15 protein-coding genes and 1 pseudogene are annotated in these 14,529 nt (G+C 74.1%); 7 read left to right on the forward strand and 9 right to left on the reverse strand.

Going from position 1 to position 14,529, the window contains the following annotated elements; genetic code table 11:
* Positions 1-221: pseudogene (locus tag AC2CJA_RS14700) on the forward strand (DEAD/DEAH box helicase); the annotation flags it as partial.
* Positions 222-323: 102 nt separating this feature from the next.
* On the forward strand, positions 324-1,223 hold the full coding sequence (locus AC2CJA_RS14705; RefSeq protein ID WP_484603147.1) for an alpha/beta fold hydrolase: 900 nt from the start codon (positions 324-326) through the stop codon (positions 1,221-1,223).
* On the opposite strand, the gene AC2CJA_RS14710 is transcribed toward AC2CJA_RS14705, so the two are convergent.
* The 4 genes from AC2CJA_RS14710 to AC2CJA_RS14725 form a co-directional block, all read right to left on the reverse strand.
* A complete protein-coding gene (locus AC2CJA_RS14710) occupies positions 1,220-1,828 on the reverse strand; it encodes a MarC family protein (protein WP_484603148.1) in 609 nt (202 codons plus the stop codon). The two genes, AC2CJA_RS14705 and AC2CJA_RS14710, sit on opposite strands and share 4 nt — an antisense overlap.
* Positions 1,829-1,881: 53 nt before the next feature.
* Positions 1,882-2,727: a PHP domain-containing protein gene (locus AC2CJA_RS14715; RefSeq protein ID WP_484603149.1), complete on the reverse strand. Its 846-nt coding sequence runs from the start codon at positions 2,725-2,727 to the stop codon at positions 1,882-1,884.
* Positions 2,728-2,815: 88 nt separating this feature from the next.
* Positions 2,816-3,466, reverse strand: coding sequence for a DUF6758 family protein (locus AC2CJA_RS14720; RefSeq protein ID WP_241717878.1), 651 nt, complete (start codon positions 3,464-3,466; stop codon positions 2,816-2,818).
* Positions 3,467-3,558: 92 nt separating this feature from the next.
* Positions 3,559-4,167 (reverse strand): suppressor of fused domain protein, encoded by a 609-nt coding sequence (locus tag AC2CJA_RS14725; protein WP_484603150.1) that lies wholly within the window; start codon positions 4,165-4,167, stop codon positions 3,559-3,561.
* A gap of 481 nt (positions 4,168-4,648) precedes the next feature.
* On the opposite strand from AC2CJA_RS14725, the gene AC2CJA_RS14730 reads away from it, so the two are divergent.
* Positions 4,649-5,809 (forward strand): magnesium and cobalt transport protein CorA, encoded by a 1,161-nt coding sequence (locus AC2CJA_RS14730; protein ID WP_484603151.1) that lies wholly within the window; start codon positions 4,649-4,651, stop codon positions 5,807-5,809.
* Between the two features lie 59 nt (positions 5,810-5,868).
* Here the strand turns inward: AC2CJA_RS14730 and AC2CJA_RS14735 are convergent, their stop codons facing one another.
* Positions 5,869-6,816, reverse strand: coding sequence for a DMT family transporter (locus AC2CJA_RS14735; RefSeq protein ID WP_484603152.1), 948 nt, complete (start codon positions 6,814-6,816; stop codon positions 5,869-5,871).
* A 203-nt stretch (positions 6,817-7,019) separates the two neighbouring features.
* Between AC2CJA_RS14735 and AC2CJA_RS14740 the strand changes: the two genes are divergently transcribed.
* Positions 7,020-7,601: a hypothetical protein gene (locus AC2CJA_RS14740; RefSeq protein WP_484603153.1), complete on the forward strand. Its 582-nt coding sequence runs from the start codon at positions 7,020-7,022 to the stop codon at positions 7,599-7,601.
* A 54-nt stretch (positions 7,602-7,655) separates the two neighbouring features.
* Here the strand turns inward: AC2CJA_RS14740 and AC2CJA_RS14745 are convergent, their stop codons facing one another.
* Positions 7,656-8,423, reverse strand: a complete 768-nt coding sequence (locus tag AC2CJA_RS14745; protein ID WP_484603154.1) for a hypothetical protein — start codon at positions 8,421-8,423, stop codon at positions 7,656-7,658.
* A gap of 270 nt (positions 8,424-8,693) precedes the next feature.
* Here AC2CJA_RS14745 and AC2CJA_RS14750 point away from each other — a divergent pair, with 270 nt between their 5' ends.
* From AC2CJA_RS14750 to AC2CJA_RS14760, 3 genes are all read left to right on the forward strand, one after another.
* The gene (locus AC2CJA_RS14750) at positions 8,694-10,010 is read left to right on the forward strand and encodes a magnesium transporter MgtE N-terminal domain-containing protein (protein WP_484603155.1); all 1,317 of its coding nucleotides are present in this window, start codon (positions 8,694-8,696) and stop codon (positions 10,008-10,010) included.
* A complete protein-coding gene (locus AC2CJA_RS14755) occupies positions 10,003-10,575 on the forward strand; it encodes a DUF1003 domain-containing protein (protein WP_374228502.1) in 573 nt (190 codons plus the stop codon). The genes AC2CJA_RS14750 and AC2CJA_RS14755 overlap by 8 nt, the downstream gene beginning before the upstream one ends.
* Positions 10,576-10,663: 88 nt before the next feature.
* Complete coding sequence (locus AC2CJA_RS14760) at positions 10,664-11,830, forward strand: Mrp/NBP35 family ATP-binding protein (RefSeq protein ID WP_484603156.1); 1,167 nt, start codon at positions 10,664-10,666, stop codon at positions 11,828-11,830.
* A 60-nt stretch (positions 11,831-11,890) separates the two neighbouring features.
* Here AC2CJA_RS14760 and AC2CJA_RS14765 read toward each other — a convergent pair whose 3' ends face one another.
* The 3 genes from AC2CJA_RS14765 to AC2CJA_RS14775 form a co-directional block, all read right to left on the reverse strand.
* Entirely contained in the window at positions 11,891-12,532 is a 642-nt protein-coding gene (locus tag AC2CJA_RS14765) for a hypothetical protein (protein WP_484603157.1), read from the reverse strand.
* 161 nt (positions 12,533-12,693) lie between these two features.
* Positions 12,694-13,167 (reverse strand): sec-independent translocase, encoded by a 474-nt coding sequence (locus AC2CJA_RS14770; protein WP_484603158.1) that lies wholly within the window; start codon positions 13,165-13,167, stop codon positions 12,694-12,696.
* Positions 13,168-13,288: 121 nt separating this feature from the next.
* On the reverse strand, positions 13,289-14,529 hold a 1,241-nt coding region (locus AC2CJA_RS14775), incomplete at its 5' end, for a S1C family serine protease (RefSeq protein WP_484603159.1).

Below are 14,529 nucleotides of genomic sequence, written 5' to 3' on the forward strand. Positions count from 1 at the left end.
CCCGTACCCCGCGCCGTCGCCGCCGTACCCGCGGCGGTCAGACCCTGGAGCACCCCGGCGCCGAAGCGGCCCCCGAGCCGACGGGCCCGGCGGGTGGGACGGCGGACTCCGGATCGCCCGCGGACGCCTCCGGCGAGGCCCCCAGGCCGCGCCGCCGTCGCCGCACCCGCGGCGGAGCCGGCGCGCGCTCGGCGGCCCCGGAGGCCACCGCGGAGAGCTGACGGCACGGCCGCCGCGTATCCGTGCCCATGACGATGCCCGCCACCGCCGCACCCGCTTCGGTGGCGGGCATCGTCACGGGCACGGGCGCTAGCCTCGCCTCCATGAGCAAGCCGCCGACCCTGACTCTGCCGCCCGGCGCCCGGGCGTACCGTCTGAAGACCTCGCGCGGCGAGTTCGCCGTGCACGACGCGGGCGAGCCGCGTGCCGGCACGGCTCTGCTGGTGCCCGGGTTCACCGGCAGCAAGGAGGACTTCATCGCCCTGCTCGCCCCGCTGGCCCGCGCGGGCTTCCGTGCGGTGGCCGTGGACGGGCGGGGACAGTACGAGTCCGGGGGACCGCGCGAGCTCGGCGCGTACGCCCAGGGCGAGCTGGCCCTGGATCTGCTGGCCCAGGCGGAGGCGCTCGGCGGGGGCGCCGGGGGCGTCCATCTGCTGGGGCACTCCCTGGGCGGGCTGATCGCCCGCGCCGCCGTGCTGCGGGACGCGGCGCCCTTCCGCTCCCTGACGATCATGAGCTCCGGTCCCGCCGCCATCGCGCACCTCCAGCAGGAGCGCACCCGGATGCTGATCGAGGCGCTGGCGGTGCTGGACATGGAGTCGGTGTGGCGGGCGATGCGCGATCTGGACCCGCCGGAGGCCGCGGACGAGGCCACCGGCGCGGCCGTGGCCGAGTTCCTGCACCGCCGCTGGCTGGCCACCGTCCCCGAGCAGCTCGTCGCCACCGGCCGCCAGTTGCTGACCGAGCCGGACCGGGTCGGGGCCCTGGCGGCGGTGCCGCTGCCCAAGCACGTGCTGTCGGGGGAGGTGGACTACGCCTGGCCGGTTCCGCTGATGGACCAGATGGCGCGGCGGCTGGACGCCCGGCGCACGGTGGTGGCAGGCGCCGAGCACTCGCCGGGGGCCGAGCGCCCCGGGGAGACGGCCGGGGCACTGGCCTCCTTCTGGCACGACTGCGCGGGCGGTGCGGGAAACGGGGACGGGACCGGAGCCGGTTCCGTCTAACCGCCGCCCTGGATGAACCGGGTGACTCCGTTCGCGATCTGCTGGACCGCGATCGCCGACAGCAGCATGCCCGACAGCCGGGTCACCAAGACCACGCCGCCGTCCTTGATGACGCGGATGATCAGCAGCGAGTACCGCATCACCAGCCACAGCACGATGTGCAGCACGGCGATGGCCGTCCACACCGCGGCGTGGTCGGCCGGCCCGTCCGCCCGCTGCACGGCCAGGATGACGGAGACGATCGCGCCGGGCCCGGCCAGCAGGGGCATGCCCAGCGGCACCAGCGCGGCGTTGACGTCCTTGGTCTGCGTGGGCTCCTCCGCCCTGCCGGTGAGCAGGTCCAGGGCCACCAGCAGCAGCAGGAGGCCACCCGCCACCATCAGCGCGGGGATCGAGACGTGCAGATAGTCCAGGATCTGCTGCCCCAGCAGGCCGAAGACGGCGATCACCCCGAAGGCGACGGCGGTGGCCTGCAGCGCCATCCCGCGCTGGACCTTGACCGGGCGTCCGGAGGAGAGGGCGAGGAAGACGGGGGTGATGCCGGGCGGGTCCATGATCACGAAAAGCGTGACAAAGACGGATCCGAAGAGGGCGACGTCGAACACGGTGCTGCCTTGCGTGATGTGCGCGGTACGCGCGGTGGTGATCCGGGGGCGGGTCAGGCGGAGACGGGTGCCGCGCCTGACCCGCGGGCGGCGATCTCGGCGTAGACGTCCGGGGCGGTGGTGTACTCCCCGAGCCGGCAGGTCTTGCGGCTGCCGTGGTAGTCGCTGGAGCCGGTGGCCAGCAGGCCGAGGTCGCGGGCCATGCCCCGCAGCCGCTCGCGGGTCGCGGTGTCGTGGTCCATGTGGTCGGCCTCGATGCCGTCGAGCCCGGCGGCGGCCAGTTCCGCGATGGCGCTCTCCGGCACGCACCGTCCGCGCTTGACGGCCAGGGGGTGCGCGAAGACCGCGACTCCGCCGGCGCCCTTGATCAGCCGGACGGCCTCGAAGGGGTCCAGTTCGTGCTTGCCGACGTAGGCGCGGCCGTCGTCCGCGATCCACTCGGCGGTGAAGGCGTCGGAGACGGTCTCGACGACGCCCAGCTCCACCATCGCGCTCGCTATGTGGGGGCGGCCTACCGAGCCGTCCCCGGCGATCCCGGCGACCCGCTCCCAGGTGATCGGCACGCCCAGCTCCCGGAGCCTGGCGACCATGCCCCTGGCGCGCGGCACCCGGTCGTCGCGGACGAGTTCGCGCTCGCGTGCCAGCTCGGGCTCGTCCGGGTCGAACAGATAGGCCAGCATGTGCAGGCTCACACCGTCCAGGCGGCAGGAGAGCTCCGCGCCGGGGACGAGGGTGAGGCCCGCGGGGAGGGCGGCGATCGCCTCGCCGTATCCGGCGACCGTGTCGTGGTCGGTCAGCGCCACCACGTCCAGTCCGGCCGCGGCGGCGTTCCGCACCAGCTCGGCGGGGGTGTCGGTGCCGTCCGAGGCGGTGGAGTGGGTGTGCAGGTCTATGCGCACGGTACGTAACTCCCACGGCGGACGGCTGAGGCGGACACTCCAGAGTAGAACAGACGCCCGCCCGCTCCGTCCCGCGCCCGGCCGCCGGTCAGGCCCCGGGGCGGGCGAGCAGCTGGGGGGAGAGCGCCCCGTACGGCACCAGTTCCACCTCGGCCCCCGCCTCCCGCAGATCCGTGAGCACCAGCTCGTCGTACATCAGCATCCCGGACTGCTCGGGCCAGACGATCGCCCACAGCCACAGGCCGCGCGCCTCTCCCGCGAACACCGCGCGGTCCTCGGGCGCCCCGTCCACCAGCCACAGCGGGGTGGGCCGTCCGGCCGCCAGGACCTTCGCGTGCGGGGGGCGGTCCACGTCGATCAGCGGGCCGGGGTCGGGCCCGGGCACTCCGGCGTAGCGGGCTCCCAGTCCGATGCCCAGTTCCTCGGCCACCAGCAGCAGTTCGCCGGGACCGCCGAGCGGGCCGGGACCGGAGCAGGCCACCGCGGTGGCCCGGCCGCCGCTGCGGTCGTCACCCGCGTAGGCGATCCCGGTGAACAGCCAGCCGATCGGCAGCGGCCAGGGCATCCACACCGGCACCTGGGCTCTGTGGAGTACCACGCCGAGCGCCTCGACGCTCGGCGGGAGGACCGGCTGCAGCGGATGGACCGTGCCGTGCACATCGCACTGCCAGGAGTCGGCGAAGAGACCGGGCGCCCTGACGCGGCCGCCGCACTTCGGGCAACTGGGTTCGCCCCTCATGGGCCCCACGGTCCTCCCAGGAGAGCCGTGCGTCAAGGACGATCACTCGTACGGACCGCCCGGGGCGCGCCCGGCGGCGGCCGGCCGGAGGTTCAGTCCGTCAGGGACACCGACGCCCGGCGCGGGTCGCGCAGGTCGGTGCCGCGGGCCAGCCAGCGCTCCTGGAGTTCGGCCGCACCGTGCACCCGCTTCCAGGCCGCCTCGTTGGGCGTCATCGGCAGCAGGGGGAGGAAGCGCACCGGCTCCATCGGCGGATCCAGTTCCAGATCCTCCACCAGGCCTCCGGGCTCGGCGACCAGTACGGAGGTGAAGGGGGCGCCCGGCCACAGCGGCTCGCCCACGTCCAGCGAGGCGCCGGGGGCCACGACCACCCCCTCGACCTGGGGGGAGGCGGCGAGCACGGCGAGCGGGCGCAGTACCTTGTCGGTGTCGGCCGCCCCGGCGCGCACCGTCAGCACCAGCTCCGCGCGCGGCCCCCGTTCGGGATCGGCGAGCATGTCGGAGGGGTCGGCCATGGGGGCGGCGGACATCCCCAGGGTGGCGTAGCGCGCCAGGCCGTTCCCGCCGGGGCCCTCCTCGGCGTCCGGGAAGCGCAGCACCTCGATCCGGTCGGCACCCAGGAAGGTCACCGCCGCCCGCGCGTCGGGCTCTCCCAGTGCGCTGCGCAGCCGGGCCTCGACCAGTTCCAGAACCTGTGCCATACGGCGAGCATAGATCGTGTATTGATCAGGCAAAGAGGGCAGGCGCCGGCCCCGGAGCGGGACGGAGGGGCGTCCGCGAGTGCTACCGTTGACTGCTGGTCAAGGCGTGTACACGGAATTCCCCCAGCGGGGACCGGCCGGAGGAGGTGGGGCTGCGATGGATCCGAGTCGACCGTGCAGTACCAGCCGCTCTTCCGTACGGCAGCCGCGTCCCCGTGCCTGAGGGCCTTCCTCCCCCACCGCCGAGCGGTGAAACCACGGAAGTCCCCATTTTTCTCCTGCTGACCGGCTTCGCGGAAGAGCGCGTGAGTTCCCTGCTCGACCGACGTTCTCAGCGAATGCCGCCCGTGCGTACGGTCCCGCGTGGTGCCCGCTTTGCAGACCTCCGGCCCGTGGGTCTTCCCCCGACGGCCCCGTAGGCCCCCATTCCGGGCAGCGCTGCGCCCGTTCGCCGGCGGCTCGGCACGCGAAGGAGCCCAGCATGTCGATGATCCGTGACCTGCGCGCCGCGGTCCGCCCCGCCCTGCGCCGGGGCGGCCGATCCCCCTACCCCTACGCCCACGACGGCCCCGGCGTCGACACCACCGCGACCAGCGCGGTGGTGGACTGCGCCGTCTACCGGAACGGCCGCCGCGAGTCGCGGCACATGACTCCGGCCGAGGCCCTGCGCTCGCTGCGTTCCCGCGAACCGCAGGGACGGCAGGAGCCGCAGGACGGTCCCGGCGGCGGGGCGTTCGTGTGGATCGGCCTGCACGAGCCCACCGAGCGGGAGTTCTCCGGCATCGCCCGCGAGTTCGGCCTGCACCCGCTCGCCGTGGAGGACGCGGTGCACGCGCACCAGCGGCCGAAACTGGAGCGGTACGACGACTCCCTGTTCACCGTCTTCAAGACGGTCCACTATGTCGAGCACGCCGAACTCACCGACTCCAGCGAGGTGGTGGAGACCGGCGAGGTGATGTGCTTCACCGGCCGGGACCACATCATCACCGTCCGGCACGGCGGCCAGGGCTCGCTGCGCACCCTGCGCCACCGGCTGGAGGACGACCCCGGACTGCTGGCCAAGGGTCCCTCGGCCGTGCTGCACGCCATCGCCGACCAGGTGGTGGACGGCTACCTGGCGGTCGCCGACGCGGTGCAGGACGACATCGACGAGGTGGAGATCCAGGTCTTCTCCGAGAGCGCCGGCAAGGGCCGCCGGGGCCGTGACGCGGGGCGGATCTACCAGCTCAAGCGCGAGGTGCTGGAGTTCAAGCGGGCGGTCTCGCCGCTGCTGCGGCCGATGCAGCTGCTGAGCGAGCGGCCCATGCGGCTGGTCGACCCCGACATCCAGAAGTACTTCCGCGACGTGGCGGACCACCTGACCCGGGTCAACGAGCAGGTGCTCTCCTTCGACGACCTGCTCAACTCCATCCTTCAGGCGAACCTGGCCCAGGCCACGGTCGCGCAGAACGAGGACATGCGGAAGATCACCTCCTGGGCGGCGATCTTCGCCGTCCCGACGATGATCGCCGGGGTCTACGGCATGAACTTCGAGTACATGCCGGAACTCCAGTGGCGCTACGGCTATCCGGCCGTCATGACCGTGATCGTCGGGATCTGCTACACCATCCACCGGGGCTTCAGGCGCAACGGCTGGCTGTAGGGCCCGCCGGGCGCGGGAGGCCCGGGGACGGGAGGGCGGGCACGGCACCGGACAGGGCGTCAGGACCGCGCACCGCGCGCGGGCCCGGCGTTGCCCCGGACGACCAGGACCATGCCGAGCAGGATCACCGCCAGCGCCCCGTAGACGGCCGCCGGCGGGTTCTGGCCCAGCCAGAGCGCCGCGATCAGCGCCGCACCCGGAGTCTCCAGCAGGATCGCGGTGGAGGTGACCGACGGTCCGAGCCCGCGCACCACCCGGTTGAGCAGCGAGTGGCCCAGCAGCTGCGCGGTGGCGGTGAGGACGGCGAGCTTGATCCAGGTCTCGCCGCTGTAGCCGCCGAGGTCGGCGCCGAAGACCAGGCAGGCGGCCAGCAGCAGCACGGAGGTGGTGGTGTAGCAGACGTAGGTGTACGCGGTCGTGGAGACCGTGCGGCGCACCTCCGCCCCCAGCAGGACGTACCCGGCCGCCGCCATGCCGCCGCCCAGAGCCAGGGCGTCACCCGCCAGTGCCCGCGGGGAGAGCGACAGGTCGACCCCCGTGAGGATCACCACCCCGGCGAAGGCGACCGCCGTGCCCGCCCAGACCAGGGCGGGCGAGTTCCGGCCCCGCAGCCGCAGCAGCAGGGTGGTCCAGATCGGGGTGGTGGTGACCAGCGCGGTCGAGGAGGCGACCGAGGTCATGTGGAGGCTGGGCAGCCAGAGCGCGAAGTGCAGCGCGAGCAGCGCCCCGGCGGCGGCGGCCAGCAGCACGTTGCGGCGCCCCATGGCGCGCAGTCCGGCCCGGTGGCGGACGAGGACCAGCGGGGTGAGGGCGCCGACCGCCATGGCGTTGCGCCAGAAGGCGATGGCCAGGGCCGGGGCGGCGGTGGCCGCGATCAGGGGCGCGGACAGGGAGATGCCGGACACGGCGACCGCCAGCAGGAACAGGTCCGGGCCGGTGCCCGGATGTCCCGCCACGGCTCCGGCTGCCTGTCGGGGCGCGGCGGTACGGGTCCTGACGGCGCGCACGGGGCTCCTCTCCTGGGCTGCTGGGATCCGGACCGGGGTCCTCGGGACCCGGGTCCGTGAACGGGCCGGGGCGTCGGTGAGCCGCGCCGCCGGCCACCAGAGTAAGGCGCGTGGCGGCGCCGCGGTACTGACCATCCGGCCCGCGGACCAGCGGCCGGGCTTCCGGCGGGGCACGGCCGGAGGCCCGGCGGTAGGGTCGCCCCATGGCCGATCCGTCCGTTCCCGCCGACTCCCGGGCGTCCCGGGGGACCCTGTCCGCGTCCGACCGGGCGCTGATCGAGGAGTCGGCGAAGAAGTCCGCGCTGGTGTGGGTACGCGGCCCCCTGGGGCCGCGACGCGCGCTGTGGCACGTCTGGCACGACGGTGCCGTGCACCTGGTGGGCGACGGCCCCGCTGAGCAGCCGCTGGAGCCCCTGGGGCTCGCCGACGGCGCCACCGCCACGGTCTCGGTGCGCAGCAAGGACAAGGGCGGGCTGCTGGCCGTCTGGCCGGCCCGGGTGGTGGAGCTGCCGCCGGGTGGCGGGCGGTGGCGTGAGGCGGCCGCCGAGCTGGCGGGCAAGCGGCTCAACGCACCGGATGCCACGACGATCGCCGGGCGCTGGGCCCGCGAGTGCCGTGTGCTGCGCCTGGAGCCGGCCGGAGCGCTTCTGGAAGGCCCCGGTTCGATGGCGGAGGACCTGCGGGCCGCCGTCCCGCCGCCGACGCCGGCGACCACGCGCGGCCCGGTCCCGGCCGGGCTGCCGAGGCTGCTGCGCCGCGGCCGGCCGGGCGGAGGGAAACGGTAGGGCGGCCGAAGGGGGGAACGCCGGGGAGGGAGCCGGGCAGGAGGCCCGGGGACGTCACTCGGCCGCCGAGATCCTCTTGCCGTAGTCGACGATCTGGTCCTTCTCCGGGGCGCGCAGCGTGAACTCCTTGTCCCACTCCAGCATCTGGACCACGCCGGCGTCCCCGCCGCGCTCCAGCCGCAGCGGGTAGGGCGTGCCGGCCAGCGAGACGCTGAGTATCCCGCCGTCGCCCTCGGCGGCCCGCACCTCGACCGTCCGCACTCCGTCGACCTCGCCGTGGTCCCCGGTCCTGCGCTCGCCGTTCAGGGTGAGCAGCCCGTCGAGCAGCACGTTCTTGTCCGTGAATCCGCTGAGCTGCTTGTAGGCGGGGTCGCCGGGGGGCACCTTGACGTACTTGTCCTCCAGTTTGCGGGCCGCCGCGAGGTCGGCCTCGTCCGGTTTCCCGCCGTCCTTGTCCTGGTCCGCCCAGAAGTCGGCGTTCGCCTTGAGGTAGAGGTCCTCGCCGACCCGCAGCAGTTCGAAGCGGGGGCCGCCCCTGGCCGAGACCTCGCCCAGGCCCCCGTCGTCCTTCAGCCGCATGTCCAGGCGGTAGGTGCGGCCCTTGCTGACCACGCTGCCCGACAGCCGTACGGACCGTGCGGCCCCGGCGGCCTCGCCCGCCCTCTTCTCGATCTCGGCGGCCGGGAGTCTGCCGACTCCGTTGGTCCCCTCGTTCGGGTCCTTCGAACCGCACCCCGTGAGCAGGGTCAGCAGGACCGCGCAGACCGCTCCCGCCGACACGGCCGTACTCCGGGCGCGAACACCGTGGACCCACGCAGTCACGTCAGCTCTTCCTCCTGATGCCGGGGCAGGACGACGGCACCCTACCGGGGGCGTCCTCCGGAGCGGGCCGCGGGCGGCCGTACGGCCGGTGCCGCCGCGGAGTGCGCGAGGGCACGCGTTAGCCTGAAAACCGCATTCGGGTCGCCTCCCGCGTGCGGACACTCGGCCGCACACGGGTACACGGGTACACACGGCAGGCGCGCCGCGCACGGCGGACGGGGAACCGGCCGCCACGCGCGGCGGACACGAGTGGGAAGCGGAGGATGGACCATGGTGCCGGGCGCCCAGCGGGTCTTCGTCTCGCACCTCTCCGGCGTGGCCGTCTTCGACCCCGTCGGGGACCAGGTCGGCCGGGTGCGGGACGTGGTGGCGATGCTGCGCGTGGGCGGACGCCCGCCGCGCGTGCCCGGACTGGTCGTCGAGGTGGTCAGCCGCAGGCGCGTCTTCCTCCCCATGACCCGGGTGACCGGTGTCGCGTCGGGCCAGGTGATCACCACCGGCGTGCTCAACATGCGGCGCTTCGAGCAGCGGCCCACCGAGACGCTGGTCCTGGGCGAGCTGCTGGACCGCCAGGTGACGCTGGTCGAGACGGGCGAGAAGGTCACCGTGCTCGACGTCGGGCTCACCCAGGTGCCCGGACGCCGCGACTGGCTGATCGACAAGGTCTTCGTGCGCCGCGGCGGCGGCGGGCTGCGCCGGCGGCGTTCGGGCGAGACGCTGACCGTGGAGTGGTCGGCGGTGACCGGCCTGTCGCTGGAGGAGGAGGGCCAGGGCGCGGCCAACCTGCTGGCCACCTTCGAGCAGCTGCGCCCGGCCGACCTCGCCAACGTCCTGCACCACCTGTCGCCCAAGCGCCGGGCGGAGGTCGCCGCCGCGCTGGACGACGACCGGCTGGCGGACGTGCTGGAGGAGCTGCCCGAGGACGACCAGGTGGAGATCCTCGGCAAGCTCAAGGAGGAGCGCGCCGCGGACGTGCTGGAGGCGATGGACCCCGACGACGCCGCCGACCTGCTGTCCGAGCTGCCGGAGGGCGACATGAACCGGCTGCTGGAGCTGATGGAGCCGCAGGACGCGGCCCCGGTGCGGCGGTTGCTGACGTACGAGGAGCGCACCGCGGGCGGCATGATGACCACCGAGCCGATCGTGCTGCGGCCCGACGCCACGGTCGCCGACGCGCTGGCCCGGGTGCGGGTGCAGGACCTCTCGGCGCCGCTGGCCGCCCAGGTGTACGTGTGCCGGCCGCCGGAGGAGACGCCGACGGGCAAGTACCTGGGGCTGGTGCACTTCCAGCGGCTGCTGCGCGAGCCGCCAGGCACCCTGGTCGGCTCGGTCGTGGACACCGATCTGCGGCCGCTGCCGCCGGACACCCCGCTGCCCACGCTGACCAGCTATCTGGCCGCCTACAACATCGTGTCGGTGCCGGTGGTGGACGAGAGCGGATCGCTGCTGGGCGCCGTCACCGTCGACGACGTGCTGGACCACCTGCTGCCCGACGACTGGCGGGAGGCCGCCGCCCGGGAGACGTTCGGAGTGCACGAGCCGATGGAGAGCCGACAGGACGGCCGGGGGAGCGCCGCCGATGGGTGACAGGGAACGGGACGAGCGCATGGCGCGCAGGGAACGCGAACGGAGTCTTCCGCCGGCCACCGGGCGCGCGGCCCGCGCCCGGCTGGACCAGCCGATGGTGCCGCGCCGCAGCCCGCTGCCGGAGTACGACCCGGAGGCGTTCGGGCGGCTGTCGGAACGGATCGCCCGCTTCCTGGGGACCGGGCGGTTCATCGTCTGGATGACGTTCACCATCGTGGTGTGGGTCATCTGGAACATCGTGGCCCCGCCGGACCTGCGCTTCGACGAGTACCCGTTCATCTTCCTGACCCTGGCCCTGTCCCTCCAGGCGTCCTACGCGGCCCCGCTGATCCTGCTGGCGCAGAACCGGCAGGACGACCGGGACCGGGTGAACCTGGAGCAGGACCGCAAGCGCACCGAGCGCTCGATGGCCGACACCGAGTACCTCACCAGGGAGATCGCCGCGCTGCGGATGGGCATGGGCGAGGTCGCCACCCGGGACTGGATCCGTTCCGAGCTCCAGGACCTGCTCAAGGAGCTGGAGCAGCGCGGCGCCCTGGAGCCGCCGCCCGACCGGGAGCGGTGATCCGGCCCCGGGCGGGCGGCTTCGGGCGGTGACTCGCGTCTCATCCGCCGCCTTCGGCGCGGACGCCGGTGCGCCGTACCATCGGGGCATGGCTACTGACACGCCCGCGGCATCCAGCCCAGCTCCCACCGAGGACGCGGTCCGCGCCGCGCTCGCGACCGTCGACGACCCCGAGATCCACCGTCCGATCACCGATCTGGGCATGGTGAAGTCGGTGGAGATCGGCGACGGCGGTTCGGTCGCGGTCACGGTCTACCTGACGGTGTCCGGCTGCCCGATGCGCGAGACGATCACCGAGAACGTGACCCGCGCGGTCCGCGGTGTGGCGGGCGTCACGGACGTGGCGGTCTCCCTGGACGTGATGAGCGACGAGCAGCGCCGCGAGCTGGCGGCCACGCTGCGCGGCGGGCAGGCCGAGCGGGAGATCCCGTTCGCCAGGCCCGGCTCCCTGACCCGGGTCTACGCGATCGCCTCCGGCAAGGGCGGTGTCGGCAAGTCCTCGGTGACGGTCAACCTGGCGGCGGCGATGGCGGCCGACGGCCTGAAGGTGGGCGTCGTGGACGCCGACATCTACGGCCACTCGGTGCCGCGCATGCTGGGCGCCGACGGCCGCCCCACCCAGGTCGAGAACATGATCATGCCGCCGTCCGCCAACGGCGTGAAGGTCATCTCGATCGGCATGTTCACCCCGGGCAACGCCCCGGTGGTGTGGCGCGGTCCGATGCTGCACCGCGCGCTCCAGCAGTTCCTGGCCGACGTCTACTGGGGCGACCTGGACGTGCTGCTGCTGGACCTGCCGCCGGGCACGGGCGACATCGCCATCTCGGTCGCGCAGCTCGTCCCCAACGCCGAGATCCTGGTGGTGACCACCCCGCAGCAGGCGGCCGCCGAGGTGGCCGAGCGCGCCGGGTCCATCGCGGTGCAGACCCACCAGAAGATCGTGGGCGTGGTCGAGAACATGTCCGGGCTGCCCTGCCCGCACTGCGACGAGATGGTGGACGTCTTCGGCACCGGCGGCGGCCAGCGCGTCGCCGACGGGCTGAGCCGGACCACCGGCACCACCGTGCCCGTGCTCGGCTCCATCCCGATCGACGTGCGGCTGCGCGAGGGCGGCGACGAGGGCCGGCCGGTGGTGCTGACCGACCCGGAGTCCCCCGCGGGCTCCGCGATCCGCTCGGTCGCGGGCAAGCTGGGCGGGCGCCAGCGCGGGCTGGCGGGCATGTCGCTGGGGATCACCCCGCGCAACAAGTTCTGAGGCCCCGGCACTCTCCCCGTACGCCCGCGCGCCCGGTCGGGCGTACGGGCGGCCGGGCGTTCAGCGCCCGTACTCGCCGAGGTCCTTGATCACCGAGAAGCCCAGCCCGTACGCGCTCATCCCCCGTCCGTACGCGCCGATGTGCACGCCCTCGTTCGCGGGGCCGGCCAGCACCCAGCCGTACTCCGACTCCCGGTAGCGGAAGTCGGCGGGGACGCCGTCGACCGGCAGCGAGAGGGTCGACCACGCGGAGCCGTCCAGGTCGTCCGCCAGTTCCCAGGCGGTCGCCGTCTGCTGGTCGAGCCAGCTCTGTCTGAGTCCGCGCTCCATCCGGATCGGCCATGAGCATGACAGCAACCCCAGTCCGGCCAGCCAGGCCGCCGACGAGACCGAGGTGGCCTCCAGGAGCCCCGTGCCGTCCGGGCTGCTGCGCACCGGGCGGTCGGCGACCGTCACGACGACGGCGAAGCGCCGGCCGTCCGGACCGGGCTCGTCCCGGAAGGAGGGCTCGTCCCCGTGGCCGGTCGAGCCGTGCTCGACCGTGCCGTCCGCGGCGGACCCCACCCGCATCAGCCAGCGCGGGCCGGTGAAGGCCTCGTCGAGGCCGTACCAGGGGAAGCCGGCCGTCAGATAGCCGTCGATCACCCCGTCCGCCCCGGACGCGGGTACGTCTCTCGGCCCTACCCGGCCCGTCGTCTCCATCTGCGCGACGCCTCCTCGTGTGCCCCGTGTCGTGGGAGGCCCGCCCCCCTCGGGCGGCCCGACCCCGGACACAGGGAGGATAGCCACCCCCGCGCGCCGAACCGGGCAGGACCGGCTGCGGACTGCGGGAGGTGGCCCTCCTGGTTCACCGGGGGAAGGCCTCAGGTGGCGTCGGCGTCGTAGGGCGGAAGGTCCGCCCCGGGCGCCGGACCGGTCCTGCGCGGGGCGGCTCCGGACGCCGGGTCGGCCTTGCGCAGGTCGATCCCGGACCCGCCCGGGGAGGGCGCGGACGAGCCGCCCGGGGCGATCTCCCGGCCGTTGACCGCGTCCGTGACCTCGGCGAGCTCCTGGCGCAGGTCGAAGCCGTTGCGGATCTCCTTCAGCCCCAGGTCCTCGTTCTCCAGCAGATGCTTGCGTGCGAAGTTCCTGGGGTTGAGGTCCTCGAAGTCGAAGTCCTTGAACTCCGGCCCCAGCTCCCTGCGGATGTCGTCCCGGGCGCTGTCGGAGAACTCCCGCACCTTGCGGACGAACCGCGCCGTGTCCTGGATCACCTTCGGCAGCTTCTCCGGGCCGAAGACGAGGATCGCGAGGATGACGAGAGCGATCAGCTCGAGGGGTCCTATGTCGAAGAACACCGTTCAGCTCCCTCATGTGCGTCCACGACCCGTGCGGCCACAGTCACGTTACCCGGCGCGGCGGCGGGGTGGGAGGCGGCAGGGCGAACAACGGCCGTCGCGGCGGTCGGCGTGACGGGACTCACGGGCCGGCCGCCGATCCGAGGACCACCTCCACCGAGCGCCGGTGGCCGCCGCGCTCGACGGTGAGCTCCAGCCGGTCGCCGGGGCGCCGGGCACGGATCCTGACGAGCAGCTCCTCACCACTGCTCACCCGGACGCCGTCCACCTCGGTGATCACGTCGCCCTCCTCGACGCCGGCCGTGTCGGCGGGGCCTCCCGGCACGACCGCCGTCCCCTTCCGCCCCTCGGGCAGGCCGACCCGTGCCCCCTCTCCGGGATACCCCATGTCGACGGTCACACCGATGACGGGGTGGGTGGCGCGGCCGGTGTTGATCAGCTCCTCGGCCACCCGCCCGGCCTGGTTGACGGGGATGGCGAAACCCAGGCCGATACTGCCGCCGGCGCCCGTGCGGGGCAGGTCGCCGGCCGCGGAGCGGATCGCGCTGTTGACGCCGATCACCCGGCCGGCGGCGTCCATCAGCGGCCCGCCGGAGTTCCCGGGGTTGATCGGCGCGTCGGTCTGCAGCGCCTCCACGTAGCTGATGTCACCGCCCCCGCCGCCTCCCCCGCCCTCCCGCCCGCCGCCCGCGGTGACGGGGCGCCGCGTGGCGCTGACGATTCCGGTGGTGACCGTGCCCGCCAGGCCGTACGGCGCGCCGATCGCCACGACCGGGTCGCCCACCCGCACGGAGTCGGAGTTGCCCAGCGGCAGCGGGCTGAGGCCGCTGATCCCCTCCACCCTCAGCACGGCGAGGTCGTAGCCGCTGTCGGTGCCGACGATCTCGGCGACGGTGGTCTCGCCGCCATGGAAGATCACTCCGACGCCGGCCCCGGCTCCCGCGGACTCCACCACATGGTGGTTGGTGAGGATGTGACCGCGGCCGTCCAGGACGAATCCGGTGCCGGTGCCCCGCTCCCCGGCGCCGCGCACCTGAATGGTCACCACGCCCGGCAGGGTCCGCTCGGCGATCCCGGCCACGCTGTCCGGGGCCCGGCCGGTGTCCTGCGCCGGGGCCTGGGAGAGCCGGACGGTGCCGATGCCGCCCTGGCGCTGCGCGTAGGCGCCGATGCCACCGCCCACCGTCCCGGCCACCAGCGTCAGCAGGACGGCTCCGGCGGCAGCGGCGGCCGTCCTGCCCCGGCGGGACGGGGAGGCTCCCGGCGGCGTGCGGCCGGTGTGCGCGGCGGGCGGCGGGGCCCAGGGGTCGTAGCGCGCGAAGAGCTCCGGCGACACGGCGTGCTCCGCGGCCTGCGCGGGGG

This window comes from Streptomyces sp. ATLC9 (assembly GCF_057196705.1).

Excerpts from the sequence above, each read along its gene's own strand:
- AC2CJA_RS14705 (WP_484603147.1), top strand. The coding sequence starts at position 324 with ATGAGCAAGCCGCCGACCCTGACTCTGCCGCCCGGCGCCCGGGCGTAC.
- AC2CJA_RS14720 (WP_241717878.1), bottom strand. The coding sequence starts at position 3,466 with ATGAGGGGCGAACCCAGTTGCCCGAAGTGCGGCGGCCGCGTCAGGGCG.
- AC2CJA_RS14725 (WP_484603150.1), bottom strand. The coding sequence starts at position 4,167 with ATGGCACAGGTTCTGGAACTGGTCGAGGCCCGGCTGCGCAGCGCACTG.
- AC2CJA_RS14730 (WP_484603151.1), top strand. The coding sequence starts at position 4,649 with ATGTCGATGATCCGTGACCTGCGCGCCGCGGTCCGCCCCGCCCTGCGC.
- AC2CJA_RS14740 (WP_484603153.1), top strand. The coding sequence starts at position 7,020 with ATGGCCGATCCGTCCGTTCCCGCCGACTCCCGGGCGTCCCGGGGGACC.
- AC2CJA_RS14750 (WP_484603155.1), top strand. The coding sequence starts at position 8,694 with ATGGTGCCGGGCGCCCAGCGGGTCTTCGTCTCGCACCTCTCCGGCGTG.
- AC2CJA_RS14755 (WP_374228502.1), top strand. The coding sequence starts at position 10,003 with ATGGGTGACAGGGAACGGGACGAGCGCATGGCGCGCAGGGAACGCGAA.
- AC2CJA_RS14760 (WP_484603156.1), top strand. The coding sequence starts at position 10,664 with ATGGCTACTGACACGCCCGCGGCATCCAGCCCAGCTCCCACCGAGGAC.
- AC2CJA_RS14765 (WP_484603157.1), bottom strand. The coding sequence starts at position 12,532 with ATGGAGACGACGGGCCGGGTAGGGCCGAGAGACGTACCCGCGTCCGGG.